Below are 26877 nucleotides of genomic sequence, written 5' to 3'. Positions count from 1 at the left end.
CGGGACGTCGCCGCGACTTCGGGCGTCAAGGACCGCCAGTCCAGCATCTCGCGGCCCCGATGTCAATCGGGGAGGACGGCGACCTCCGGGCGCGCCGGCCCGGACGGCCGCGAGGGCTCGCGGCGACGTGTTCCGGGGCCGGGCTGCGGCGGGGGGACGTCGGCCCCCCCTTTTTCAACGTCGGCGGCCGCGCGTTTGTTCAGGGGCCCCCGCGGCGGAGGCCGCGGAGGCGGCTGGGGAGGCGGAGGAGGGGAGGCGGGGGTCGGGGAGGCGCGGGACGCGGGCCTCGCGGGGGGCGTCGGGGTCGGCGGGGGCCTCGGCGTCGCCGGCCAGGCCCGCGTCGGGCTTCTCGGGCAGGTCGCCCCGGTCCTGCTCGACCAGCTCGACGCGGAAGTCGTCGAACCAGGCCTCGCCGTAGCCGGCCAGGCCCAGGGTCACGGTGAACTCGCCGTCGGCCGGGGCCTTGCGGTACAGGACGACGCGCGACCAGTTGGCGATGAAGTCGCTGCTCCGGAACTGGAGCTGCTCGCCGCCGATCGAGTCGCGGACGATCAGGCCCCCCGCGCCCGGCGCCGAGCTGATCGGCCGCCGGACCATCACCGAGATCCGCAGCAGGTTGTTGGCCTGCACCTTCAGGGCCGGCGAGCGGACGGCGACCAGGGGATGGTCGACGAACGGCGGCAGGGTGGTCTCCAGCTCCTTGGGGTCGACCGGCGTGGCGTTCATGCGGATCGCGCGGTTGTCGGTCGGGGCCGTGGCCTCGACGACGTCGGGCGGGACGACGGCCATCTTGGCGTCGATCCGCTCGGCCTCGTAGCTCATGTTCATCCAGCCGTCGTCGGTCATCTCCTGGGGGTCGTCGAAGGTCCCCGAGGGGACGCGGTTGGCGCCGAACCGATAGCCGGCCTTTCCGCTGATCCAGTCGAGCCAGACGTACAGCTCGGGCAGGGTGGCGAACGAGACCAGCGGCGGGCAGCTCGTCGGCTTCATCAGGACGGTCGCCGCGGGCGGCTTGACGGACGTCCGGGGCGTCCCTTCGAGCGGCTCGAAGTCGACGACGCCGGCGGCCGTCGAGAGCGCCTTGTAGGCGTTCACCCAGTGCGCGAAGGCCAGGATGCGGAGCGGCCTCTGGGCCCGCCGCGCCTCCTTCCAGGCCAGCCCGAAGTCCTCGCGGTCGCGGGCGTCGCGGGCCGACTTGACGCTGGCCTCGGCCTTCGCCAGGAGGTCGGCGGCGTCGTCGAACGGCTTGTTCAGCCCCAGCGCCTGGCGCTGGCGGACGTCGTCCTGGGTGGTGATGGTGACGCCGTCGGCGGCGAGCCGGCCGTTGATCTCGGCGACCTGCTGGAGCATCAGCTCGGCCTGCTCGATGGCGAGCTGGACGGCCGTCGGCCGGGCCCGCGCGATCGCCATCTCCAGCCGGTCCTTGAGGGCCATGTCGGTCGTGCAGAGGATCATCGACGAGACGCCGAACTCCTCGACCGTGATGTTCGTCCCCCCCGGCCCCCGCTTGTGCTCCAGGACCTCGACCCCCCCCGGGCTGATCTCGAACGCCTCGACCCCCTCGGGCAGGATGGCCCGGATCACCAGGTTGCGGGCGGCCATCTGGTAGGGCTGGTACTGGACGTGGTCGTAATAGTCGGACAGCAGGAGCAGGGCCCCCCGACGGTCGATCGAGATCGCCGCCGCCTTGTGGTAGGGCTTGGGGTCGTACTCCTTGACCGGCCGGACCCGGGTCGACGGCAGCGAGCCCGGCGGCGGCAGGACCGACGGCGGGGGGTCGAAGACCGGGTGGACCGGGATCGGGTCGGCGCTCAGGGCGAGGATCCTCTCGACCAGGTCGATCTCCTCGTTGAGCAGGGCGGACTCGATCAGCAGGGGGCGGCCGCCGGGCCGGGTGAGGTCGGCGTCGCCCTGGAAGATCAGGCCGCGATAGCCGGCCGCGAGCGCCAGGTAGGTCATCGCCCGGAGGTGCTCGGGCAGGGGCCGGGGGACGCCCCAGGCCGGCGGCGGGGCGTCGCCCCAGATCGCCTGCTGGAGCGCCGGCGGGGCCGAGGCCGGCAGCATCGCCCAGTAGAGCTGGCCCGCGTTGGCCTTGGCCGTCAGCTCCCGGCGCTGGGCCAGGAAGCGGAAGAACTCGCTCTGCTCCTGGGCCGAGGCCCAGTGGTTGGTCGGGATGGCGATCGTGTCCAGGTTCGAGGGCGCCCGCGCGTAGAGGGGCAGCTCTCCGCGCACCTGGCCGATCGTCAGCCGCGAGGAGGTCGGGGGCAGGGCGTGGATGGCGTGGATCAGCTTGCGGGTGCGGTCCAGCTCCTCCTCGCGGACCTTCCGCTCGCGGTTCCGCCCCAGGTCCTCGCCGACCATCCAGAAGGCGGTCGCCGCCGCGAACGGGAAGTCCCGGACCTCGCCGAGCTGGTCCTCGATCCCGTCGCCGGCCTTGGCCCGGGAGAGCCGGGTCATGAGCGTGAAGCCCCGCTCGACGGCCTCCTTGAGGCGGGCCTCGTCGGCGTCGGGGCCGTCGACCAGGACGTCGAACCCGTACCGCCGCAGCTCGGTGACGTCGGCCCCGGGGGCCTCGACGGCCGTGGGGAACCAGTCGTGCAGCCGCTGGTCGTCGCCCAGCCGGCGGAGGCGGTTGCGGTCGAGCCGGATCCGGTCGTACCTGGCGCGGGTGGTCGCGTCGGCCACGGTCGGCGGGGCCGGGGCCGGGTCGGCGGCGGGGGCCGCCGGCGGGGCCTCGGGCTTCGTCGCGGCGTCGGGGGGCGTCCACGAGGCGGCCAGCTCGGCCGGGACGGGCCCGACGCTCAGGTCGTCGAGGAAGACCTCGGCGCCCCCCTGGCCCCCCATCAGGTTGACGACCACGCAGTCGACGTAGGCCCCTTCCAGGCTCACCGGCCGCTTCGACGACGCCCGCAGCACCCGCGCCTGGCGCTCCACCGAGGGGGGCATGTGCGTCACTTCCAGCCGCTGCCAGCGGTCGACCCGGTCGAAGACCGTCCCGGGGACCAGCACGAACGACGGCGCCCGGCTCTCGGGGTCGACGTCCTTGGGGAGCACGACCCGGACGAAGACCTGCATCCCCGCCCGATTCGCCCGGACGTTCACGACCGCCTCGAGCGCGTCGTTCACGGGCACGTTCGGGATCGGGTAGCTGACGAAGAACTGGCTGCCCGGCTCGGCCTCGAACTGGAACCGCTCGGACTGCCGGCCGTCGTGCGCCGCCCGGTCGGAGCGGTCGTGGCCCAGCAGGGTGATCGTGGTGTCGGTGTGCTCGCGACGCCAGGCCACGGCCGGGGCCTCGAAGCCGTCGTGCAGGACGGCCGGCTCGGCCTTGGGGGCCTCCGGGTCGCCGTCCTTGATCTCCTGGGAGAGGAGCGCCGGGCCCGAGAGCCCGATCAGGGCCGTCCCCAGGACCAGCCGCCACCCCACGCGCGATCGTCGCCGGCTTGCCATCGGCTCGAGACCTCCCTGTACTCGGGCCACCCTCCTCAGGACCTCTGGAATCGGCAATCTACCCGCGCCCCGGCAAACCGAGAAGGGCAAACGCCCCCCGGCGGGCCCTCGCCTGCCTCCCGCGCGACCCGCCTCGCCGGGCCCGCCGAGGTCGGCTTCGGTTGGCTTCCCTATTGGGTCCGCCCACTTCCCATAAAATCGCGTTAAACGCTTACTCTTAAGTGACTTGCGACCTAGAAAATTGGCTTCATTCGGCGATTTTCGACCTCGTTTTTTCGACCCCGGCGTTCCCGACCCTGACGACTTTTCGGCGAGTTCCGCCACGCCCCCCTGGAGAATCTACATCCAAATCGCGTGAAGCGGAGGGCGATGTCGAGCGACGACCCTCGGGCTGTCTTCTAAGGTCGTAAGGCGAGGGCCTCCGACGCCTTCCCCCCTCGCGGGGAAGGCAGACCCCGGTGGGGGTCGGATGAAGGAAGCCCGCGTGAGGCCCCGTCGGAATTCTCAAGCAGATCGGATCTTAAGGCGCCGGCGTCCGTGCTCGTCTCCCCCTCATCCGGCCCTTCGGGCCACCTTCCCCCCGCGAGGGGGGAAGGCAGGGAAAAGTCGCCATCCAGCCTTGAAAAACCGCCTCTCACCGCGGGCCCTCGGCGGCGAGCCAGACGGGCTGGGTGAAGGCTCCATCGCCGGCGACGTCCCAGGCCTCGAACCGGACCCAGGTCCGGCCTGCGAGGTCGAGGGGGAGGCGGAGCCGGCGCGTGCCGAACTCCTCGGCGTCGGCGAGGTCGATCCGGTGGCGGAAGACGCGCCGGCCGTCGCCGGAGACGACCTCGGCGAACGCCATCGGGAAGGTCCATTCCAGGCTCGCCTCCAATACCGTATCTCCTCCGCCGATCGGGCCGAGGGTCTGGCCCGACGGCTTGCCGCCGACGGTGAACTCCGGGATCAGGACCTCGCCCGTGGTGGTGAAGAACCGCCCGCCGCGCAGGGCGTCGAGCACCGGCTTCCAGCCGTCGCCGAAGCGGGGGATCGCGTCGAGCTTGAGGTAGTTGATGTTCATGTGCGCGTAGGTCTCGTAGTCGGGCTCCATGCGGAACAGGTCCGCCTCGCCGACGAGCTGCTTCCGCGCGCCCTGGTTCGCCATGTCGTCGAGCAGGTCGAGGGCGCGCCAGCCGAGCGTGGGCCGCGACAGGTCCGCCTGCATCGCCTTCCAGGCGGCGCCCAGGAAATGCTCGGAGCGGAAGAACGCTTCATCCTTGTACCTGTCGGGAAAGCCGATCGACCCCTTGATCCGGGGGTGGGCCGTCCACATCAGGCCGTCTTCCCGCTCCATCAACCGGAGCACGTCCTGCGGGTCGCCGACGCGGTAGACCGTCCCGTAACCCTCGACCTCCTCGACGAACGGCTGGTCCCGCCGGCGGTTCAGCACCCAGTAGACGGGTTTCGGGAAGAAGCTGAGCCAGTGCCCGCCCAGGTGGACGTTCGCCTCCTCGCCCGGCAGCACGAGCAATCCCTTCTCGGAGAGGCGGGCGCACTCCGCATGGAGGAGCTTCAACTGCGGGAGCCGCTCGGCGTCGCCGAGCCTGGGCGTCTCGCCGATGTGGAACTCCGCGAGGTGGACGATCTCCACCCCTCTGGCCTTGAACGTCTCGACCAGGCCCGGCGTCTCCAGCCCGCGCGGCAGGCCTTTGGTCCCCTGTTCCTTCTGACGCCGGAGGTATTCGAGGGTGTGCTCGACGTGGTAATGGCTGGTGAACGTCCGGTGGCCCGGCAGGGCCTTGAAGCGGTCGCCGCGGGTGTATCTCGCGACGGCGTCGAGCGCCCGGCGACCGTCGCCCCGCGTCAGCAGGAGGAAGACGCCGAGATGCTGCTCCGTGCCCGGGGGCGCGTTGAACCAGGGCACGAACCGCTTGTCGCCGGTGAGCGATTGGCGGACGCCGATCCCGTAGCCCAGGGCCGAACCGCCGTAATCGCGGCCGTGCCAGACGAACTTCAGGTTGAACGCCTCGTCCTGGGGGTAGAAGAACCGGTGCGGCTCCGGGAACACGGCGAGAGCCCCGGCGCGCGACTGGGCCGCGACGGTCCGGCCCGAGACCGCGAGGGGGGTCGCCGGGGAATTCGCATCGAACGTCGCTTTCTTCGGGGCGCCCGCCGCGTCGGTCCAGGCGATCGCGTCCCAGCCCGGGCTCGCGCCGGCGAAGCCAGCGTCGTAGACGATCGCGCGACCGTCCTCCGGCGTGGAGACCACCGTCTCGGCATGGATCAGCGGGCTGTTGCGGTGGAACGTGAAGCGCAGGTCCCCGCGGAACGACGCGGCGGAGACCTCGGCCACGCTCACGGTCGTCCGCGCGCCTTCGCGGGTCACGACCGCCCGGCGCTTCCCGAGCAGGACGGGGTAGGTCTGGTGGGGCCGCAAGGGCGGGTTGTCGAAGAACGCCACCCAACCCGCCGGGTTCTTCAGGTCGCGGCTGCCCACGGTCAGGTACGTCACCGGGTTCAGGCCCGTCGCGACCGGCGTCGCGGCGCCGCCGGCGATCACCCCGAGCGATTCGACGAGGGGCTTCGCCGGGTCGAGGCTGAAGACCGCCGAACCGGTCTCGTCGCCGGAGATCGGCCAGGTCACTCGCACCCGGCCTTCCTTCTCGTCGACCTGGACCCCGGAGTCGGCGGCCCCCGTCGCCGCGACGCCCAGGCCGAGGATGATCCCGATGGCCGTCGCCCGGATGGGTCGAAGCGTTCGTGACATGCGTCCTCACCTCCTGCTGACCTGGTGGCTTCCCGAAGGAAGCGTACCCGAAGCGAGGCGAGGGAGCCACGGGCGCGACGCGATCGGCCGCCCGAGGCGGGGAGGGGGGGCCGTCCGGGTCGCTCCTCGGAAGCTATTTCTCCTTCGGAGCCTCGTGCTTGCCGCGCTCGTCGCGACGGCCGTGTTCGCGCTCCCGGGCGGCCGCGTTCGGGTCGGGGCCGGGCTGGCCGATGTCGCGGCCGCCGCGGTCGGTGGTCGCGCCGCCGCCCTTGTTCGCATCCTCGTCGCCGTCGAACTGGTCGTGTTTCTTGGGATCTTCGCTCATGATGGACGCTCCGGATTCGAGCTGGGGTGGGGAACCGTGTCTTCGTCGGCCCGATCCGATCTCCAGTGCAACTCCCGGACCTCGAGGCCGACTTCCGGCCGAGTCCTCGCCGATCGTCGCCGCCTGGCCCTTTCCTAGGGCCGACTCTCCGATAGGATCGATGATGTCGGGATCGTGAATCCTGGACGAGTTTCGGGGGAAGTTTCGATTCGGCGGCGGCGGGGGCGGAGTCTCTGGCGATGACCTGGCCGTTCCGCGAACCCGCCGGCCTCTCGTTCGACCAGTACCGCGCCACCCTGCGCAGGATCGTCGAGCCGCGGGCTGCGCAGAGCCGGCTGTCCCGACTCCGTCGCCGCGATCGGCCCGAGAATCCCCGGCAGCTCCTGGTCGTGGCGGACCGGATCGGCGAGTTCCTCACCGTCCGCCAGCGCCGGGCGCGGGTCCGCGCCGCCTGGCCCGAGCGGGAGCTGCTCGCCGCGGCGACCGGGACGCCGCTCGAACAGGTCGACCGGTTCCTGGCCGACTTCGACGCGACCGCCGAGGCGGCCTATCGCTATCGCCGCCTGGGCCTGCGAGGCCGCGTCCGGCTGCTCGCGGACGACGCGCCGATCTTCGCCTGGCTCTCGCGCCTCTTCCGCCCCGAGGACGACGGCCCGGATTGAACCCGCCGCCCCCGGGCCGCGACCTTGATACAGACGGGCCTTCGACCCCGTCGCGACGAGGTCACCATGACGCCCGACCCCCGATCCCTGCGCGACGAGATCCTGGTCCTGAAGCATCGCCTCGGCGACGCGTCGGCGTTCGACGAGCTGATGCGGCGGTGGGAGCCCCGGCTCCTCTACTACCTCCGACGCCTGGTCCCCCAGGAGGCCGACGCCTGGGACGCGCTCCAGCGCACCTGGCTGGCCGCCTTCCGCGACCTGTCGCGGCTGGAGGAGCCGAAGGCCCTGCGCGCCTGGCTCTACCGCGTGGCGCGGAACCAGGCCGCGAGCCACCTCCGCGCCGAGTCCGCCCGCCGGGGATCCGTCGAGGACGTCGACCCCGACGACCTGGTCGACACGTCCTGGACGCCCGACCCGGACGACGCCGAGGCCGTCCACGCCGCGCTCGCGATCCTGAGCCTGCCTCATCGCGAGGTCGTCGCCCTGCATTTCCTGGAACAGATGCCCCTGCGCGAGATCGCCGAGGTGGTCGGGGCGCCCGTCGGGACCATCAAGTCCCGGCTCCATCACGCCCGGCGACTCTTGCGACGCGCCCTCGAATCCCACGAGCCCGAAGGAGGCCGGATCCATGAGCCCCGATGACGTGACCCTGGGCGATCGCCTGATCCAGGTCGAGCCCCAGGACGACGAGCTGCGACGCCGCTTCGAGGAGGGGAAGCTCGCGCTCCGCGAGCGACGGCTCACGCCGATGCAGCAGGCCCTGGGCTGGATGGGGCTGCCGCTGAACTTCGGGCTGTCCTTCGCGCTCGGCCGGCGGCTGCTCGCGGGCGAGACCGGCGACCCCCCGGAGTTCGTCGCCCTCCAGGCGGTGAGCGTCGTCGGCCTGCTGGTGATCGGCGCCTGGTCGCTGTACGTCCTGGTCCGCGGCCGCGCGACCTGGCTCGCCGACCGGATCTTCCAGGGGCTCGCCGCGGCCCTGACCTGCGGCCTCGCCCTCGCGGCGTTCGAGGTCGCCCGGTCGCTGGACGACCCCCGCGCGGCCATGGGGATGCTCGGCGTCGCCGCCGTCATCCTGATCGCCCTCGGCGGCGGCCTGATCGTCGAACGGTCCCGCCGCACCGCCCTCGAGACCCAGGTCGCCCTCCTGGAGAACGAGCTTCGCGTCGCCGAGCTGGCCCGCGACGTCGCCGCCGCCCGCCCCCGGGGGGGCGACTCCCCGGGCGGGATCGAACCACGGTGACCCCCGGTTCGGTCGACCGCGCCGGGGCCTCTCCGGATCGCGTCAGTCGCCGGCGTCGGGGGCGGCCGGCGGGGCGATCCGCACGCCGTGCTGGTCGACGTAGGCCCTTCCTTCGCTCGCGAGGGCCCGATAGACTCGGCCTCGCCCGCCGCGGCGGTAGGAAGGGTCGACCCATGCCGCACGAAATCGACCGCATCGCCCCGACGCTCCGTCCCGACGGCCGCACGGCCATGCGTCAGCGCTGGGCGGAGCTGCTCTTCCTGCACTGGCCGGTCCCGGTCGAGGCGGTCCGGCCGCTGATCCCCGACGCGCTGGAGATCGACGCCCACGACGGCGTCGCCTACGTCGGGCTGGTGCCGTTCACGATGACCGGCATCCGCTATTCCTGGGCCCCGGCGGTCCCGGGGACGTCGCGGTTCCACGAGGTCAACGTCCGCACGTACGTCCACCTTGAGGGCCGCGACCCCGGCGTCTGGTTCTTCAGCCTCGACGCCGCGAACGCGCTGGCCGTGCGGGTCGCGCGGCGGTTCTGGAGCCTGCCGTACCACTTCGCGCGGATGAGCCTGACGCGCGGGGCCGACGAGATCGCCTACCGTTCCGACCGCCTCTGGCCGGGGCCGACCCCCGCCGGCTGCGATCTGGCCTATCGACCCGAAGGGACGCCCGGCGCGTCGGCCCCCGGATCGCTCGAACATTTCCTGGCCGAGCGCTACGTCCTCTATGCGACGCACCGCGGCCGCCTGTTCTCGGGCCGCGTCCACCACGAGCCCTATCCGCTCCAGCCGGCGCGCGTGCTGCGGCTCGAAGAGTCGCTCGTCGCCGCCGCGGGCCTGCCGCGCCCGGCCGACGTCGCCCCGCTCGCGCACTACGCGAGCGAGGTCCGCGTCCGCATCTACCCGCTGCGGCCGGTCGTGTGAGCGGCGGCGGCTTCCGCCTCGGCGATCCGTCGCGCGGCCCCGGCGGCGTCGCCGGCCGAGAGGGCGTCGGCCGCGGCGTCGAGGTTCTTGCGGGCCGGGTCCGCGGCGGGCAGTCGCTTGCGAAGCCCGTAGATCCGCGCGGGGAGCCGCAGGTCGGCGGGCCGGTAGGCGAAGGGCTCGCCGGGGAGCTTGCGGCGGGCCCCCTGGAGCGTCTCCAGCTCGCGATATCCGGCCTCGCGCGTGGGCTCGATCGCGGTCCCCTCGCCGTAGTCGTTCCAGGTGACGAGCTGGACGTACGGGGTCCCGGAACGCAGCGCCCCGTCGAGCGTGCGGCGGAAGGTCGCGCCGTCGCGGGCGTCGAGGAATCCGTGCGAAGGCTGCACGCCGGCCTGAGCGTAAATGTCGTGGAAGCCGGGGAAGGCGGCCGGGATCCTGGGGCCGTCCTGCTTGGCGAAGCGGTCGAGGTAGGCGTCGAGGGCCTCGTCGCCCAGCACGCCGTCCTTCGACGCCCACATCGGCGGCCAGGCGAACGCCCCCAGGGCGGGCGGCTTGCGCTCGTGGAGCGTGAAGAAGGCCGGGGCCGGCGACAGGCCCCGGAAGGCCGCATCCCATTGCGGCACCGTCAGGTAGTCGGGCCCGAAGACCAGGAGCAGCGGCCGGCCGTCGAGCGTGGCGTAGCCGGGCCGCCGGAACCAGTCGGCGGCGCACGTTTCGAGGTGCGTCCGCGCGTGCTCGACGGCCTGCGCGGGCGTCCAGCCCCCCTTCTCGGCCATCGCCTTCAGCACCCGATCCTCGTAGCAGACGGCGAAGCCCAGGCCGCGTCGTCCGAGCGCGTCGAACAGGGCTCCGGTCCGGCGATGGATCATGGCGTAGTCGTTGACGTCCTCGCCGCCGTACCAGTCGGCGATCGCGCCGTCGATCCCCGCGACCTTCATCAGCAGCGTCTGGTATTCCAGCACGTCCGGGTCGGCCGAGTCGTAGGGTCCGATCAGCGGATGGACGTGCGAGGCGATCTCGCGCCGGCCCGCGGCGTCGAGCCGCTCGGGATCGAACCGCCCCATGGTCCAGTGCCACCCCCAGCGCCCGCTCACCGCCTTCGACTCGAACCAGGGCATGACGTGCACGAGAATCTTCGGCCGCGCCGGGGCGTCCTCGGCCCGCGCGGCGGGGCCTGCCGGCGAGCAGCCCAGGAGAGGGATCAGGATCATGGTGCTGAGGACCGATCGACCCATTGGAGTCCTCCCCCGGCAGGCCGGGCGTCATGTCGGCGACGGCGGCCTGGCGACGGTCTCGCTCGATCCATCCCTCGATGCCGCCGCCGGCCTCCCTACTTTCACCGCCTGAAGCCTTCCATGCAAATCCTCCGCGGTCCGCCGACGTCGATTCCGGGCGGTCCCTCCTCACGGCCTTGAATCGATGCAAGCCGCCGAGGCGGCCGTCGATGCCCCGGAGGACCGGATCCCCCCGCCTTGAAGCGGAGAGCGTGCCGATCACCGCGGAGAGAGACGGCCGCGAGGGCGGCTTGCGGGGGCGATGCTCAGGGACCGTGCCGGCTCAACGCCGACGGAGGCCGATTCTTGCGAGCACCGAGGTCCGCTCGGCGGCCGGCGCGACGACGGTGGTCTTGCCTTCCGGCTTCCGCGCGGGCGCGTCGATCGCCGGGGGCCGGACCGGTGCCGACCCGGAGGCGGGCGCGGCGGTCGGCTTCACCGAGGAGTCGCGTCGCGCGGCGGCCGCGATCGGCCGCGGGATCCTGGGGGCGGCGGAGGCGCCTGGCGGGATCGGCGACAGGTCGGTCGCCGCCCCCCCGCCGCCCGGTCCCGAGGCCGGGTTGGGCTCGGGCCTGGGCGGGGGGGGCACGTCTTCGACGCCCGCCGGCGTCGGCGAGAGGGCGGGCGCGACCTGGCCCTGGCCCGTGGCCCCTGCGTCGACCGGGAGATCCGGCACCAGGTTCGGGCTGATCGTCAGGGCGCCCTCCGCCTCCAGCTGGACCACGTCGTGCGTGTCGCCCGGGAGAATCGGCGTGATCAGCACCTGATCCATCTTCAAGGCCGGGAGGGGATTCGCCTCGGGGACGAAGTAGTCGAGCCCTTCGAGCTGGTCGACGTACGCGGCGGCGATCACGCCCCGGTCCCGCTCCGTGATCTCATAGGCGCCGCCGCTGGCCGTCAGTGTGAGGGGATCGGAAAGCGGGATTTGGATGCGGCCCCCCCTGTGGTGCGCCAGCAGCGTCAGGAGCACCTGCTTGGGCGCGGCGCCGGTCGGGGCGTTCCAGTTGATCTTGATGTTGGGCGTCCCGGGGCTCGGGCGGCCGTAGCGGGCGACGAACCGACCGTTCCCGTCCTTGATCAGGTTGTAGTCGATGGCGAGCGTGGGCGTCTTGGCGCTGACGGTGTAGGCCGACTTGGGCTCGGCGGCCGCCGGGGCGGCCGACGCCGCGGGATCCGCCTCGATGAGCAGGTGGTTCGAGACGCCGTTGGGCGTGGCCACGTGGACGTCGATCACCAGCCGGGGCTTGCCGTCGAAGTCGGCCTTCGTCTTGATCATCCGGGCCTCGGCCGGGATCGCAATCCGCAGGACGTTGCGGCTGAGCAGCTCGACGTCGCCCACCAGCACGCCGCCGGCGACGGCCTTCAGCTCGTGGATGCTGAAGCCGGTCCCCACGATGAAGATCGACGACGGCCCGCCGTTCTGCTGGGGCTCGCCGTACCAGGTCAGCAGCTTGGGGGCCAGCCCGGCGTTCGACGACGAGAAGATCTCCGAGGCCGTCAGGTCGCCCTCGAACGGGAGCGTCACCCGGTGCGTCCGCATCGGCAGCAGGGCCTCGAGCTGGTCGAGGCGGTCGGCCAGCATCTGCATCTGGTCGGCGGGGTAGGTCTGGGCGTCGCAGATCCGGTCCATCGCCATCCGCGCGGCCTGGAGCTTCCGGCCCATGCGGACCATGTCGGTGGTCTCCATCGTCTGGCTCATGTGGTGCCCGTTCAGGTCGAACCAGTTGGCGACCGAGGTGAGGCGGAGCTGCGGGACGAAGTTGGGGGCGACCACGACGGCCACGCACTCGCGCGGGCCCGGCTCGATGCGGCGGTTCGCCAGGTCGTAGTTCAGGTCCGGGCCGCCCCGCCAGAGCAGCCCCACGGCGCGCTGGACGTTGTTCTGCGTCGGCGGCGTCTGGATCCGGGGATAGAACCGCCATCCGAAGGTCGTGTCGCCGGCCCCGAAGCCGACGGCCGTCCGATTGAGGTTGATCGTCGCCAGGTCGGTCTCGAGCCGTCGGGCGTAGGTCGTCGCGTTCTGGAAGTTGACCTGGCCGCTGGCGACGGCCGTGGCCAGGGCGAGCTGCAGCTCGCTTCGGCGGCTGAACAGGTCCAGCTCGTTCTGCTGGTCGACGGCCGGGTCGAGCGAGAAGACGTGGATCGGCCACTTGCACGCCACGTAGGCTCCGAACGCGCTGCGGGCGTCCTCGGAGGGGTCGGGCTCGAACAGCGACAGCCCCCAGGGCTCGCCGCAGGCGCACCCCTTGCGACGGGAGACCACCTCCATGTCGAACTTGATCTGCCGGTCGAGGTAGTACATCTGGATCATCAGGCCGAACGTCAGCACGTCGATCGAGTCGAGCTTTTCCTGGAACTTCGCGTCGTCCTCGGTAATGCTCACGTCGTTCAGGTCGGTTCCCGTCCGGCGGAGGATCAGGGCCTTGAGGAACGTCGTCCGCTCGATCTTCAGCTCGGCGTAGCGGCGCTGGAACGCCAGCTCGCCGAGGCGGTCGACCTGGGCGGCGTCGAACAGCGGGTCGCCGCGGCGGGCGCCGTCGCGGTAGAAGTTGTAGGCGGTGGCGAACTCGCCGAACAGCCAACTCAGGACGCTCGGGTCGTGGTGGTACCAGTCCTTCTCATCCAGCTCCAACTCCTTCTTGATGGTCTCCAAATTCGACCCGCCGTAGACGTCGAGCAGCTCCGTCGGCGAGATGGCGGCCTGAGAGGGGGTGGAGCCGCTGCCGACCTGGCCGATCGCAGGAGGGGCCAAAGCCTGCGGGGCGAATCCTCGGCTCGGAGCAGGCTTGGGAGCGGGCGTGCTCGTCGTCGCCGGGTTGGGCAGCGTCAGGTCGACGGACCCGTGGAGCGCCCGCGTGAGCATGTCCTTGAGCTGGAACGAGGCGTCGAGGATGACGACGCTGCGGAAGGTGACGGGGAGCAGGTCGGCGGTCGGCTCGTACTTGGCCTGGAGCGTGACCGAGGCGCCCTTGCCCTTCTGCGACTGCGCGCCCGGGAGCAGCGAGACCGGCATCCGCAAAAGGTAGAGGCCGTAGCCCGGCAGGTCGGTCGTGTCGTCGCCCAGGTTGTTGCGGCGCAGGGTGGACAAGTGGTCCAGGTAGCGGGCCTTCTGGTCGAGCACGATCGTCGGCTCAAGGCCGATCCCCTCGCGGTTCTCGGCGTTGTTGGCGAGGTTCGTGAAGCCGGCCGGGCCGGTCAGCAGGCCGGTCGACGTCCCGATCAGGGTGTTGGCGTTGGCCACCAGGCCGCCCGGGATCCCGGGGGTGTCCGGGATCTGGATGGTGTTCGTGACCGTCTGCGAGTCCGCCGCGGCGCCGGCCCGGGCGGGGCGGGCCGTGGGCTGCACGGCCGCCGCGATCGTCGTCGCCGACGTCAGCGCGGCCGCGTCGGAACGCCTCTGGTAGGCCTGGAGCATCAGCCTGAACTGGTCGACCTCGGCCTTCATTTGATTCTCGAACTCGGAGCGATACTTCGTCATCCGGTTCTGGCCCCAGACGTCGGGCGACTTCACCGCGACCTTGCCGTGGCGGAACAACTCCTTGTCGAGCCTGTCGATGAGGGCGGCGAGTTCCTCGACCGTGCGGATGTTCGAGCAGTCGACTTCCTGATCATGCCCGAACCAGTGCCCCGGCGCGCTTTGGGCCCCGACATCCCGGGCCGTGGGCCCGATCAAAACGGCCAGAACTATCGCCGGGCCGAAGCCGCCAAGGACGTTCTTCCTCATCGCCGAGCCTCCTCTACAACCCCTAAAATCGATTGGGCGGATTGCGGACGTTTTCTAGATCGTCCGGGCCCCCCTCCACAGCCAATGAAAATCACGACTCTTCACCCGTTCGGAACATTCCGCGGGTCGTTGATTGCTTTAAGCTTCGTTGTGAAACGGTTTTCATTTCCAAAGCAGTTAAAATGAAGACACGCCAGTCATTTTTTGGCAGGACCCTCTTGAACCTTGCAGAGTGCGGCCGCCAGGCTCGAAGTACGGATCGGGTCGAACCCGCCTAGCCCCACGGTGGATGCGTTCCGTTTTGAACGACAAACCTCAAGCTACACGAGCCTGGGCGACGAAAAGCGCGATCCGGCCCGGCCGTCGTCGCCAATACCGGGGCCGCCGCGGCGAAGACTCGTCCGGGTACGACGCTCACAACCTTGGATTTGAACAGGAATTCCGACGATGGAAGCGGATTGGGGAAGCGCAACGAAGCCGACGATCCAGATGCGGGACGTGCACATCGTGCCGAGGACGGGCATGAGCGTCTTGCCCTATTTCGGCGGGGCCCTGGCGTTCGGGCTGCTGATGCTGGTCATGGCGATCGCGACGGAGCACCCCATCTGGGTGCTCCCGGCCATCCTGGCGGGCCTCGTCCTGTTCTTCGGGCTGATCGGGCTGTTCACGGTGGGCCCGAACGACGCCAAGGTGTTGCAGCTCTTCGGCGACTACCGCGGGACGGTCCGCGAGCCGGGGCTGCGGTGGATCAACCCGCTGTTCACCAAGCGGACCATCTCGCTGCGGGTGCGGAACTTCGAGAGCGAGCGGCTGAAGGTCAACGACCTGGCCGGCAACCCGATCGAGATCGCCGCCGTGGTCGTCTGGCGAGTCGTCGACACGGCCGAGGCCCTCTTCCACGTCGACGACTACAACGACTTCGTCCACGTCCAGAGCGAGGCCGCCCTGCGGAACCTGGCGCTGAGCTATCCCTACGACCCCCACGTCGAGGGCGAGATCGCGCTGCGGAGCCACACGCAGGAGGTCGCCGAGCACCTCAAGGTCGAGATCCAGGAGCGGCTCGTGCAGGCGGGCGTCCAGGTCCTGGAGGCGCGGATCAGCCACCTGGCCTACGCCCAGGAGATCGCCCACGCCATGCTCCAGCGCCAGCAGGCCAGCGCCGTGATCGCCGCCCGGCAGATGATCGTCGAGGGCGCCGTGGGCATGGTCGAGATGGCCCTGGAACGGCTCTCGCACCAGAACATCGTCGAGCTGGACAACGACAAGAAGGCCACCCTGGTCGGCAACCTGCTGGTCGTCCTCTGCTCCGACCGCGGCACCCAGCCGGTCGTCAACGCCGGCAAGGGTTGACGGACCCCGGAAAACCCTGGCATGGGGAGGGCGCCCGATGCGAGGATGACCTGTCCGCGAGGTTCCGAATCGGACGGGACGGGGAAACGCCATGGCGGAAGAATCGATCCATGACGCGTGCGGACGGGGCGACGTCGAGGCCGTGCGGGCGATGATCGCCGCCGACCCCGGCGTCGTCGACGCCGACGACGAGCACGGCTGGCGGCCGATCTTCCACGCGGGCCTCTGGCGGCGCGAGGCGGTCGTGCGGCTGCTCATCGAGGCCGGGGCCGACCTGGCGGCCCACGACGGCGACGCGATGCACTACGCCGGCGAGGTCCCCGACAACAAGTCGATCGTCGCGCTGCTCATCCAGTACGGAGCGCTGGACGCCCACGTCCGGCCCGCCGACGACCTGTCGCGTCAGTTCCTCGCGGCGGTCTTCCTCGCGAACGCCGCCCGGGTGCGATCGCTCCTCGACAGGCACCCGCACCTGGCGGCCGCGGCCGACGGCCGGGGCGACCGGCCGATCCACCACGCGGCCCGGAACGGCGACGCCGAGATCGTCCGGCTGCTGATGGGGCGCGGCGCGGACGTCGACGCCATGACCACGCGCGGGCAGTCCGTGCTGTTCTGCGCCGGGGGGCACGGCCACCTGGGCGTCGTTCGGATTCTCCTCGACGCGGGGGCCGACCGAAACGCCAGGGCCGTCCGCGACGGCAAGACGTTGCTGGAATGGCTCGACCAGTTCCCCGGCGACCGCCGCTTCGCGCCGATCGCCGAAGAATTGCGGCGACGCGGAGCGGGGGCCTGACCCGCGGCGCGGGGACCTTGGTGAGTTAAGGAATCGCCGCCGCATTGCACGCTTGATGACCCGCCTCCGCGGAGGTAAGTTCGACGCATCGACGCCCCCTAATCCCGGCCTTGGGTCGAGGCGAGATCGGGGGCTCTCACGTCGGGAGTCGTCATCATGCGAGCGAGTCTCGGTCCCGTCGCGCTGCGTTGCGCGGTGCTGTTCGGCGTCCTGGTTTTCGCCTCCAGCCCCCCGGCGCGGGCCGACGAGCCCGAGGTGCGGACCTGGAAGGACGTCAGCGGCCGGTTCAAGATCCAGGCCCGTTACGCCGGCGTCGACGGCGAGAACGTGAACCTCAAGAAGGCCGACGGCAGCCAGGTGCAGGTGCTCCTCGACCGCCTCTGCTCGGCGGACCGGAACTACGTCGCCGAACAGCAGAAGAAGCTCGCCGAGGAAGACCCCTTCAAGCCCAAGCCGGCCGAGGACCCGTTCCAGCCCAAGCCCACCCCGGGCAGCGGCCACAACAACGGGATGGCGCGCAAGCCGGGGACCGCGAAGCCGGCCTCCGCGGACGCGCCCGCCTCGCCCGCCGGCGGCGAGCCCTTCGAGATCCAGCCCGACTGGTCCTCGGCCCAGCTCGCCGGCCTGCCCGCCGACGGCGAGTGGAAGGTCGCCGTGGGATCCGCCGGCGCGGCCCCGACCGCCAGCGCCTCCCCCCGCCTGCGCGCCGTGCCGATCCCCGCCACGACCGACTTCTTCGAGGGCCGCAAGGGGTACGTGCTGAACGCCCCCGGGACCCACGCCCTGGTCGGCTACACGCTCGACAACCCCAAGCCCGGCGCGACGCGGGTCGTGCTCTGCGACCTCAAGGCCGGCAAGCCCCTGGCCTCGATGAAGTCGGAGGGGCTGATGGCGCCGCTGGCCCTCTCCGACGCCGGCGACCAGGTCCTGATGCGCAAGGACGAGTTCGGCTTCGGCAACGCCGACCGCCTGGAGCTGTGGAACCTCGCCGGCAAGGGGGTCGTGAAGGTCTGGACGATGGCCCCCCACGGCGACGCGCAGGGGCCGGCGCGCGACGTGAAGTGGGCCGCGTTCCTGGGCCCGAAGCGGTTCGCGACCGTCGGCGGCGGCAAGCTGGCGATCTGGGATCTCGACCCGGTCCGGCCCACGACGACGCTGCAGGTGGCCGACGGCTGCGTGCCGGCCGTCTCGCCCGACGGCAAGTTCCTGGCGTTCGCCCACGACGGCAAGGTCGGCCTGCTCGACGTCGAGGCCGGCCAGGTCGCCGCGCTCCAGCCGATGCCCGTGCAGCACGCCCCCTGGCCGGCCTTCGGCTTCAGCCCGACCGGCAAGCGGTTCGCCTGCCTGGCCGGCGGCAAGATGTTCGTCTGGAACTCGGACGACGGCGCGCTCCATCGCGACGTCCAGCTCAACCCGATCGCGGTCGGCCCCAACGTGCCGCCGGCCTGGTCCGACGACGACCACGTCCTCGTCGGCGACCGCTTCCTGATCGACGTCGAGAGCCAGGTCAAGCTCTGGGAGTACCAGGGCCCCGAGGCCGTCGTCGCCGACCGCGACGGCGTCTGCTGGTTCCTGCTCGCCGCCCGCCAGAACCAGCCCGGCGCGCTCGTCCCGGCGCGGCTCCCCCAGGCGAACGTCCAGCAGGCCCTGAAGCAGGCCCTGGCCGACCCGAACTTCTTCATCCTCCGCCCCGGCGCGACGGTCTCGATCGACGCGTCCGGGATCGCCGACGGCTCGCAACGCGGGCGGGTCGTCGAGGCCCTGACGGCGAAACTCGCCGAGATGCAGGTGAAGGTCGCCCCCGGCGCCCCGCTCGTCGTGCTCCCGGCCGTCGAGGCCGGCAAGGAGGAGGAGATCTCGTACCGCACGATGGGCGCGGGGTTCCGGACCGACAAGTTCAAGGTCCGCCCCCAGCTCAGCCGGGTGAAGCTCGCCTACCAGGGCCAGCAGGCGTGGGAGTCGGGCTCGTCCACGCTCCCACACTTCGAGATCGCCCATCTCGGCCCCAACGAGTCGCTCGCCGACCACGTCAAGAAGTTCGAGAAGCCCAACTACGCGTTCTTCGAGCACGTCGAGCTGCCGCGCCTGCTCGCCCGCCCCAGCCCCGGCGGCTCGTTCACCCTGGGACGCTCGCAGGTCTCGACGGCGGGGGTGCGTTGACCCGGACGCGGCGAGCCTCGCCGCCGCCGCGTCCTCAGCCCTTGACCGCGAGCGTGCCCACGAACGTGAACCTCGACGGGTCGTCCATCGCGTAGTCGACGATCCCGCCGGGGGTGTCGGCGACTTCCGGCGCGATCTTCACCCCGGCCCGCCGGTAGGCCCCGATGACCATCTCGGAGCAGAAGACGCCCGGGGCCAGCGAGGTGCCGGTGAACTTCCAGGGTTTCCCGGTGACGGCGCGGAAGAACCGGAAGGCCGGCGTCAGCTCGGCGATCAGGCCGCCGGCGATGCCGGCCGCGCCGTAGATCTTGCCCCGGGATTGTTCGGCGGCGCGGACCACCGTCTTCGCCTGGGCGGGGGTCAGGTCGTTCACGCGGATGACCCCGACCACGCTGGCCGGGTCGGTCAGCTTCGCGAGCGGACGCCGGGAGACGACCGGGAACGTGGCGTCGATGATGTTCCCGCCGCCGACGTAGAGCGAGGCGTGGCTGAAGTTGGAGAACGTCAGCTTGCGGATCTGCTTCGAAACGAAGCTGTTCTTCTCGGTCGAGACCAGGATGTCGCCGGGCCGGAGCGAGCCCACGTCGATCACCGGCAGGCCGCGGAACGGGTCGGGGAACATCCGCTGCGTCGACTGGGCCGCGAGGCCCGACGAAAGCTCGACGACCTGCGGCGACGCCCCGGCCGCGGGCGCGTCGTGGGCCGTCATGCGGGCGACCCAAGCCGAGCCGTCCCCGCGCGGGGCCGCGGCCTGCACGACCTCGGCGGCGATCGTCGCCGCGAGCAAGGCGCGAGCCTCCATCGGCTCGACCTGGAGGCGGCTTCGGCGCCGCCGCAGAATTGTCGGCATGCTGAGACTCTCCCGGGTTCGCCGGAACGGGGGCCGGGGCGGCCTTCCGCCCTTCCGCCGGATCCGACCGTAGGAACCCTAGGATCCGGATCCACGCGGCGGGGCGCAGGTTCCGCAGTTCGTCCGGGGCTCCCCGGGTAGCCGTTCAGCCGACCTGGAGCCGGAAGCGCTGCTCGCCGAGCTGGAAGTGGAGGGTGCGGTCGACCGCGATCCGGGCCACGCGCAGCCAGAGGCCGTTGAGCGTGTGGTCGTGCTCGACGCGCCAGCGGCCCCGCGGACCGCGCCGGAGCCGGGCGTGGCGCGGCTCGCAGAACGGGTCGTCGGGCCGGGCGACGAGGCAGGACGGGTCGGAGCCGATCCAGCATTCCGAACCGGTCAGCACCACGCGGCCGCCGTCGATCGGCTCGCGGAGCGCGGGGGGGCGTCCGGAGCCGGGCCGAGGGTCGTCGAACCGGTAGCGGCCCCGGCCGACGAGGAACTCGGCCCCGTCGGCCAGGGGCGCATGGGAGACGCGCACGAACAGCCCGTTGCGGCTCCCCACGTCGACGACGGCCCACGAGGCGGACCCGCCGACCCCCTTGCGGACGATCTCGACGTGTCGCGCCGAGACCCGCGGGTCGTGGGCGATCCGCAGGTCCCCCTCGGTCCGGCCGATCACGAACCGCTCGCCCCGGATGCGGATCGCCTCGCCCTCGGACCGGCCGTCGTCGCACACGGTCAAGACGGCCGTCGGCGGCCGTTCGAGCGGCCGGAAGGTCGCGGCGCGGGCCGCTTTCTCCCTCGCTCGCGCCGCGAAGGCCCGGCGGACGTCCTCGTCCAGCTCGACCACCGTGCTCGCCATCCCCGGCGGGCGTTCTCGACCCCTCGACGACGCCATGACATGCCCTCCGATGCGGACGACGACGAACTCGAAGGCCGGGACGTTCGGGATCTCACCGCCGCCTCGCGGGCCGGACGACGGGACGGGGCCACTCGCAGATGAATCCCGGCGCGTGCTGGACCGAGACGGCCGGCTGGTCGGACCACGTGCCCTTAAAATCAACTTTGTTAAATGTGTCGATCATGACGAGGTAGTTCTCGCCGTCCCCCTTATTGTTCGGTTGGCCGGCGTTCCAGTTCGTATAGATGCCGATGTCGGGTTCGTCGGGATGCGGGATGGGCGAGCCGTCGACCCAGACCCATACCTTCTCGACCTGCTCGTCGGTCCCCCCGAGCCAAATCGCATCCACGCTCCGCTCCTTCAGCAACCCGAGGAGGAACGCGTTCTGGTCGGCGTCGCGAACGATCGCTAGCCGTCCGCCCATCTCGCGGCACTTGGCGGCCGCTTCATGCCAGGAGAGCTTCTGGGGGAAGAGCTTGTAGTGCGCGCCCCGGAACTCCCGGGCGTCGGCGGGCCGGGGGGCGACCGCCGGCGCGACGGCCGCGGCGGCGGTCAGATCCCGGAGTTCGACGTTCCGGTAGCGGATCGTCCCCGTGTGGCACTGGAAGCCGATCCGACCCGAGCGACGCCGGATCCCCTCCATCGCGTCGGGCTCCCTGGCCAGCAGCGCGAGATCGACGCGTTTCGCGAGGACGCCGTTGATGACGACCTCGAGCGTGCCTTCGCGGACTTCGACCTCCATCGCGTTCCAGGCGGCGGCCGCACGCGGCTCCACCGGCCGGTCGGGGGCGAGATAGTTGGTCCCGTCGCCGTTGTTCCGCCACCGGAGCGCCCCCGTCCGGGCGTTCATGCCCGGCGGATCGTCGAACCGCCGCAGGTTGATCTCGGGGGGCGAAGGATTCTCGCCGGGCACGGCCCGGAACACGACGCCGCCGTCCGAGTCGGGGGCGAGCTGGTACTCGAGATGCAGCGAGAACTCCGAAAACTCCCGATCCGAGAGCAGGTACGTCACGTCCCGATAATCGCCCGAGCCTTTCGAGACCAGGGCGCGGTCCTGCACCCGCCAGGTGGCCGGATCGCCCCGGTCGACCTTCCAACCGTCGAGGCTCCTGCCGTCGAAGAGCGGGACGAAGCCGTCGCGTCCGGCGGCCGTCGAAGCCGGGTTCTCCGGCCATTCGCAGATGAACCCCGGCGGCCCCAGCTTCACCTCGCCCTGGGGCGGGACGTCGTTCCACTTCCGTCGCGAGGCCGAGAGCAGCAGGTAATGCTCGGGCTCGCCGCGCGTGCTGCGGTTGGTCGGCTGGACGACGTCCCAGGCGCTGAAGCGGAGCGGCGAGCCGTCGAGCCACCTCCACTCGCCCTCCTCCTCCTCGTCGGTCGCCCCCAGCCAGGCCTCGTCGAGCTTGGCCCGGTTCATGAGATCGATCAGGAAGTCGTTCGCGGCCGCATCGGGGACGCGGGCCAGGCGGCCGCCCATCTCCTCGCAACGTCTCCGGGCCGCCTGCCAGGTTATCCGCTCGGGATAGACCTTGTAGCGGCCCGCCACGAAGATCACCGCGTCGTTCGGCGGCTTCGACGCGAGGGCCGGCCTGGCCGGCTTCGCCGGGGGCCGGACGCCCAGCTCATGGATCTCGATGCTCTCGAACTCGATGCGGGTCTGAGAATTGTGCACCTGGAGCGCGATGTGCCCCGAGAACGCCAACCGTTGCGAGTCGATGTAGTCGGCGGTGACGCGATCGTCGACCTTGATGACGATGTGGTCGCCCTCCGCGGTCATCTCCATCGTAAACCATTGGCCCGGGCGGATCGGCGTGTCACGCACGGCGGCCGGAAACCGGCCGTTGATGTAGAGGCTCCCGGTGCGGATCGGATCCCGATGCGTGCTGTTGATCTGGGCCTCGTAGCCGCCCGGCCAACGCGGGTCGTTCTGGGGCCAGACCGGCGAGCCCGCCGCGCGGAGGAAGACGCCGCTGTTGCCGCCGTCGTTGATCTTGGCCTTGACTCGCAGACGGAAGTCCTTGTAGTCGCCTCGATCGCTGTAGAGGTGGCTGATCCCCGGGGCCGTGCCGACGATCAGGCCGCCCTCGACCCGCCAGTCACCCCCCTGGGTCGGGTTCTTCGTCCAGCCGGCGAGGTCCTTGCCGTTGAACATCGGGGTGAATTCGTCGCGCCGCGCCACGACCACGGGGGCCGGCCGCGAGGGCTCTGGACTTGGCTCGCCCCGGGCGGCCTCGGCCGGGGGCCCGACGGCGAGTCGAACCAGGTGGAAATTCCCCTGGCCGCCATTGACGGATCCGAAGCCGATCCTTGGCTCTCCCAGGTCCCCGTATCGATCCCCCGGGCAGCCTGCAAGGGCTAGACGATCGTCGATGTAGAGATCGGCGAGCTTCGATTCCGGTTTGTATACGAGACGATAGGCGTGATGCGCATTCCCGGGCAGGGTCACGTGCCGCCCCGACGCCGTGTGCGCCGCGTCCGCCCCCGCCGCCCCGACGTCCTCGGGGACTAGGACGACGGTATCGCCGGCCTCGGTCAGCCCCAGGGCGATCTCATAACGCTGCGGCCCTATCTGGACGTAAGCCTTTGCGATGGGGAACCGATCGGATTCGGTCGATGCAGGCGCTCGGTTCCGCAGGGCGCGTGCGGCGAGGACCAACGCGAATCCCCGCTCGAGGGCGTCGGCCTCCTGGGAATTCGAGAGGGCGCGGCGATAGAAGCTCGGACGCCTCGGAGACTCGGAGGGCACGGACCAGGTCGGCTTTCCGAGATCGTCGGCCGTCTCCGAAGCGGCCCAATCGGCGTTCGGCGCGGGGTCGAGCGTGAAGCCTTCCGAGACGGGATTCCGGGCCCCGACGTGCTCGGCGACGACCGCGCCGAGGCCCGGCGCCGCCGCGTCGCCGACCTCGGCGGGGACGGTCGCCGGGGAGGCCTCCGCCGCATCGCCGTCGCCCCTCGCGTCGGCGGGGGGCTTCGGTTCCGACGCGTCGGGCAGCGGGTTCTCCCACGACTTCAGGCTCCCGCCGCCGGTGAAGATCCAGCGCCCGGCCGGGCTGAACTGGACGAACCCGAGGAGGGACCGCGTCGCGCCGGTGAGGGTGTCGAGGAGCGAATTGTCGCGCGTGTCCCACACGCGGACGAGGTTGTCCCGCGACGCGCTGGCCACGAGACGGCCGTCGGGGCTGAAGGCCGCATCGATCGGATGATCGTCGTACGGGCCGAGCGTGGCGAGGCATTCCAGGGTCTCCACGTCCCAGATCTTCAACGTCTTGTCGAAGCTGCAAGACGCGAGGCGGCGGCCGTCGGGGCTGAACGCGACCGAAGTCACGCGCATGGCGTGGCCGTCGAGCCTCCGGAAGGAGCCGGACTCGCGATTCCAGAGCATGAGCTCCATGACGGCAGGATCATTCTTCTGGTCCTCCCACGCGTCGCCGCTGCCGGACGCGATCCATTTCCCGTCCGGGCTGAACGCGATGCTCCAGATGCTGCCGGTGTGGCCGCCGAGGGCGGCCTTGTTCTCGCCCGTGGCCGCATCCCAGATCCGCAGCGTCCTGTCGATGCCCCCGGACGCGATCCATTTCCCGTCCGGGCTGTACGCCGCGGCGAGCACCGCCTGCTCATGACCGCGCAGTTGGCGGGCCTCCTCGCCGCTCGCCACGTCCCACAGGTGCACGAGCTTGTCGTTCCCCGCGGTCGCCAGGACCGAGCCGTCCGGGCTGAAGGCCGCCGCCCAGAAGAACCCCCGAAGTTGCAAGGACTCGGCGAAGACGCCGCTGTCGGGCGCCGACAGGATCCCGATCGTGCCGTCCGGTCGGCGGCAAGCCAGCCGCCGGGCGTCTCGGCTGAGGGCCAGCGGCCAGTGACCCGTCGGCATTTCGCGTCCGAGTCGGGTCGACGTCTGGGGCCAGGGGTGGGGCTCCCGCTTCTCGACTTCCGGGCGGGTCGGGATCGGGACCGGCCGGGACGGGTCCAGCTCGACGGTGAACGTCGTCCCGGCCTCGACGGCGATCTTCTCGCCGTAGACGACGACTCGTCCCTGCCGCACCTCGAGGCCGTGAGGCCCGGCCTTGACCGAGACCTCGCCGGCTCCGCCTTCGGTCCAGACGATCGTGGCCGCCTCGCCGTCGACGGCGACCGCGGCGCCTTTCGGCAGGCCGCCGACGCGGATCGTGCCGTACCGGGTCCGGATCAGGAGGTCCGAAACGAGGAAGGCGAGGCCGAGCCCCAGCAGCAAGGCCCCGACGGCGATCGCGGGGCGGGCGGGGATGCGGGACCAGGGCGACGAGGTCTCCAGCGCCGCGACCGGGACGGGGGCCGCGACCGGCGTCGGCGAGGGGCGGTCCGCCACGGTGTCCCGGAAGTCGATCAGGCTCTTCCACATCTCTTCGGGCGGGGGCGCGGGCTTGGGGGGCCGAGGCGGCGGGAGGGCCGGGGGCGCCGCGGGGCCGTCGAGGGGCGCTTCGGAGACGGCGACATCAGGGGTGACGTCCGGGCGCGGCCGGGGCGCGGCGGCCGTCGGCTTCTTGAAGAAGGGCGTCAGCGCCCGGGCGACCTCGGCCGGCGTCTGGAACCGCCGGTCCGGGTCCTTGGCCATCATCTTCGCCACGAGCGCCGCCAACTCGGACGGGACGTCGGCGCGGAGGCGATCGAGGAGGCCGGCGTCGCGCGAGATGTGGGCCTGGTAGAGGTCGTAGAGCGACGCCGCCTGGAACGGCGGCCGGCCGGCCAGGAAGTAGTACAGGGAGCATCCCAGGCTGTAGATATCCGCCCGGACGTCGACGTCGGGGGCGTTGAAGATCTGCTCGGGGGCGATGTAGTCGGGGGTCCCGAGCGTCTGGCCCTCGTGCGTCAGGGCGCTGTCGACCTGGCCCTCGCGGGTCGCCTTGGCCAGGCCGAAGTCCAGGATCTTGATCACCCGGTGCTTGCCGTCGTGCGTCAGCATCAGGTTGTGGGGCTTGATGTCGCGGTGGACCAACCCCCGCTCGTGGGCGTGCTGGAGGCCCAGGGCCGCCTGGTGGGCGAAGTAGGCCGCGTGCACGACCGGCAGCGGACCCTTCACCTTGATGAGCCGCGCCAGGTCCATCCCGTCGACGTACTCCATCGCGAAGACGAGCCCGCCGCCGAGCCGGAACGCCGAGTAGGCCGTGACGATGTTCGGGTGGCGGAGCTGGGCGACCGAGCGGATCTCGCGCTGGAAGCGATCGAAGACCTCGGGACGGCCCATGATGTCGGGCCCGATCACCTTCAGCACTTCGTCGCGGCCCATCATCCGGTTGTAGGCCAAATAGACGACCCCCATGCCTCCCCTCCCCAGCTCGCGGCGGATCGCGTAGTCGGGATGATCGGCGAGGCCGGGCGGGATCGAATCGGCCTGGGGAGGTCGGGGCGCGGGGGCCGACGCGCCGTGCGTCCACGTGGCGGCCTCCTCGCGTCCTCCCGGGGACGCGAGGATCCGTCCGCCCTGGGCGTCGCGGAGCCGGCCCAGGAACGAGTCGGACGAGACCTCGGCCGCCCGGCGACGGCAGGGGGGACAGACTTCCAGGTGCGAGCCGACCGCCTCGGCGCGGGCCTCGGCGAGCCGGCCCAGGCCGTATGAGCGGAGGTCGCGGTCGTTGGGATGCTGGACGTCCATCGGTCGTTCTCCGGATCCCTGCGACGAGCTGACGCCCTGGATCGCCGTGGAAGAAAGGCCGGGTCGCGGCCGGACCTGCCGCGAAAGCGGAAATTCAGCCCAGGAAATCCCCGGCCTCCGCCCGCAACCGCCTGAGGATCCGCGACTTGGCCTGGAGCACCGCGTTCTCGGTCTGGCCCAGCCCCGCCGCGACCTCCGCCGCGGGACGGCCCTCGAGGGCGAACCTCCGGAAGGCCTCCCACGTGGCCGCCGCGAAGTCGGGGCGGACGATCCCCAGCAGCTTCTGGAACACGAACTGGTCATGCTCGCGGTCCCACTCCCGGGCGAGTTCGCCGTCGGGGTCGGCGAGGGATTCGAGGAAGCCCGCCGACGGATCGAGGCCCGCGATCGGAAACCGTCGGCGTCGCTTCTGATAGGTCCGCACGCGGTTCACGGCGACGCACCGGAGCCACGCGCGGAACGACCCCTCGCGACGCCTGTCGAAACGGGGGATCTCCCGGGCCACGACGGCGAACACCTCCTGCGCCAGGTCGTCGGCCTCGGCGCCCAGGCCGGGCACGCGTCCGAGCCAACGTCGGAGCAGGGGGAGGTAGACGTCGTGCAGCCGATCCCAGTCGGACGCGTCGGGATCGGCCGCCCTGAGCCGATCGAGCAGGCTGAGAGAGGTGGGTTTCACGCCCGCCCGCCGGCGTCAGGCCGCGTCGAATCCCGACCGATGAAGGCGGACCCTCGAGACGACATGCCTGGATGATCGCCGGTCGGGACCGAATCGTCAACGTACCATCGAAATCCTTCCGCCTTCGGCAAGGAAAGCTCGCCTCCGGACGCCTCCGGTGGATCGACCTCGCGACTTCCTCGCCCGCGGTCGGGATGGGAAAAT

The 26877-nt window shown here is 71.4% G+C and carries 16 protein-coding genes; 7 read left to right on the top strand and 9 right to left on the bottom strand.

The features are described 5' to 3' along the window. Positions 1–174 precede the first annotated feature (174 nt). The 3 genes from PZE19_RS15215 to PZE19_RS15205 form a co-directional block, all read right to left on the bottom strand. Positions 175–3450: a hypothetical protein gene (locus PZE19_RS15215; protein ID WP_277861486.1), complete on the bottom strand. Its 3276-nt coding sequence runs from the start codon at positions 3448–3450 to the stop codon at positions 175–177. 634 nt (positions 3451–4084) lie between these two features. Further along, the gene (locus PZE19_RS15210; RefSeq protein WP_277861485.1) at positions 4085–6196 is read right to left on the bottom strand and encodes a CehA/McbA family metallohydrolase domain-containing protein; all 2112 of its coding nucleotides are present in this window, start codon (positions 6194–6196) and stop codon (positions 4085–4087) included. A gap of 133 nt (positions 6197–6329) precedes the next feature. Further along, positions 6330–6521: a hypothetical protein gene (locus PZE19_RS15205; protein WP_277861484.1), complete on the bottom strand. Its 192-nt coding sequence runs from the start codon at positions 6519–6521 to the stop codon at positions 6330–6332. A gap of 239 nt (positions 6522–6760) precedes the next feature. Here PZE19_RS15205 and PZE19_RS15200 point away from each other — a divergent pair, with 239 nt between their 5' ends. From PZE19_RS15200 to PZE19_RS15185, 4 genes are all read left to right on the top strand, one after another. Continuing rightward, positions 6761–7183: a hypothetical protein gene (locus tag PZE19_RS15200; RefSeq protein WP_277861483.1), complete on the top strand. Its 423-nt coding sequence runs from the start codon at positions 6761–6763 to the stop codon at positions 7181–7183. 66 nt (positions 7184–7249) lie between these two features. Next, on the top strand, positions 7250–7825 hold the full coding sequence (locus PZE19_RS15195; RefSeq protein WP_277861482.1) for an RNA polymerase sigma factor: 576 nt from the start codon (positions 7250–7252) through the stop codon (positions 7823–7825). Beyond that, entirely contained in the window at positions 7812–8423 is a 612-nt protein-coding gene (locus PZE19_RS15190) for a hypothetical protein (protein ID WP_277861481.1), read from the top strand. The genes PZE19_RS15195 and PZE19_RS15190 overlap by 14 nt, the downstream gene beginning before the upstream one ends. A gap of 173 nt (positions 8424–8596) precedes the next feature. After that, complete coding sequence (locus PZE19_RS15185) at positions 8597–9340, top strand: YqjF family protein (protein ID WP_277861480.1); 744 nt, start codon at positions 8597–8599, stop codon at positions 9338–9340. Here the strand turns inward: PZE19_RS15185 and PZE19_RS15180 are convergent. Together PZE19_RS15180 and PZE19_RS15175 are read right to left on the bottom strand one after the other, a co-directional pair. Then, positions 9316–10572 carry a glycoside hydrolase family 99 protein gene (locus tag PZE19_RS15180; protein WP_277861479.1) on the bottom strand — a complete coding sequence of 419 codons (1257 nt, stop codon included), beginning with the start codon at positions 10570–10572 and terminating at the stop codon, positions 9316–9318. The genes PZE19_RS15185 and PZE19_RS15180 overlap by 25 nt on opposite strands. A 322-nt stretch (positions 10573–10894) precedes the next feature. After that, the gene (locus tag PZE19_RS15175; protein WP_277861478.1) at positions 10895–14335 is read right to left on the bottom strand and encodes a hypothetical protein; all 3441 of its coding nucleotides are present in this window, start codon (positions 14333–14335) and stop codon (positions 10895–10897) included. A gap of 489 nt (positions 14336–14824) precedes the next feature. On the opposite strand from PZE19_RS15175, the gene PZE19_RS15170 reads away from it, so the two are divergent. The 3 genes from PZE19_RS15170 to PZE19_RS15160 all read left to right on the top strand — a co-directional run bounded on the left by PZE19_RS15170 (position 14825) and on the right by PZE19_RS15160 (position 18638). Further along, entirely contained in the window at positions 14825–15685 is an 861-nt protein-coding gene (locus PZE19_RS15170; RefSeq protein ID WP_438269991.1) for an SPFH domain-containing protein, read from the top strand. Between the two features lie 91 nt (positions 15686–15776). Further along, positions 15777–16478: an ankyrin repeat domain-containing protein gene (locus PZE19_RS15165; RefSeq protein ID WP_277861476.1), complete on the top strand. Its 702-nt coding sequence runs from the start codon at positions 15777–15779 to the stop codon at positions 16476–16478. Between the two features lie 156 nt (positions 16479–16634). Next, positions 16635–18638, top strand: coding sequence for an SHD1 domain-containing protein (locus PZE19_RS15160; RefSeq protein WP_277861475.1), 2004 nt, complete (start codon positions 16635–16637; stop codon positions 18636–18638). A gap of 34 nt (positions 18639–18672) precedes the next feature. Here PZE19_RS15160 and PZE19_RS15155 read toward each other — a convergent pair whose 3' ends face one another. The 4 genes from PZE19_RS15155 to PZE19_RS15140 form a co-directional block, all read right to left on the bottom strand. Continuing rightward, the gene (locus PZE19_RS15155; RefSeq protein WP_277861474.1) at positions 18673–19488 is read right to left on the bottom strand and encodes a C40 family peptidase; all 816 of its coding nucleotides are present in this window, start codon (positions 19486–19488) and stop codon (positions 18673–18675) included. 145 nt (positions 19489–19633) lie between these two features. Further along, positions 19634–20329, bottom strand: coding sequence for an FHA domain-containing protein (locus PZE19_RS15150; protein WP_277861473.1), 696 nt, complete (start codon positions 20327–20329; stop codon positions 19634–19636). 91 nt (positions 20330–20420) lie between these two features. Then, complete coding sequence (locus tag PZE19_RS15145) at positions 20421–25997, bottom strand: 3-keto-alpha-glucoside-1,2-lyase-like domain-containing protein (protein ID WP_277861472.1); 5577 nt, start codon at positions 25995–25997, stop codon at positions 20421–20423. A 94-nt stretch (positions 25998–26091) separates the two neighbouring features. Beyond that, positions 26092–26673, bottom strand: coding sequence for an RNA polymerase sigma factor (locus tag PZE19_RS15140; protein WP_277861471.1), 582 nt, complete (start codon positions 26671–26673; stop codon positions 26092–26094). Positions 26674–26877 lie beyond the last annotated feature (204 nt).

Source organism: Paludisphaera mucosa (assembly GCF_029589435.1).
GTDB lineage: Bacteria > Planctomycetota > Planctomycetia > Isosphaerales > Isosphaeraceae > Paludisphaera > Paludisphaera mucosa.
The sequence above is the reverse complement of the archived record's forward strand: the minus strand, read 5'-3'. Positions and strand labels throughout refer to the sequence as shown.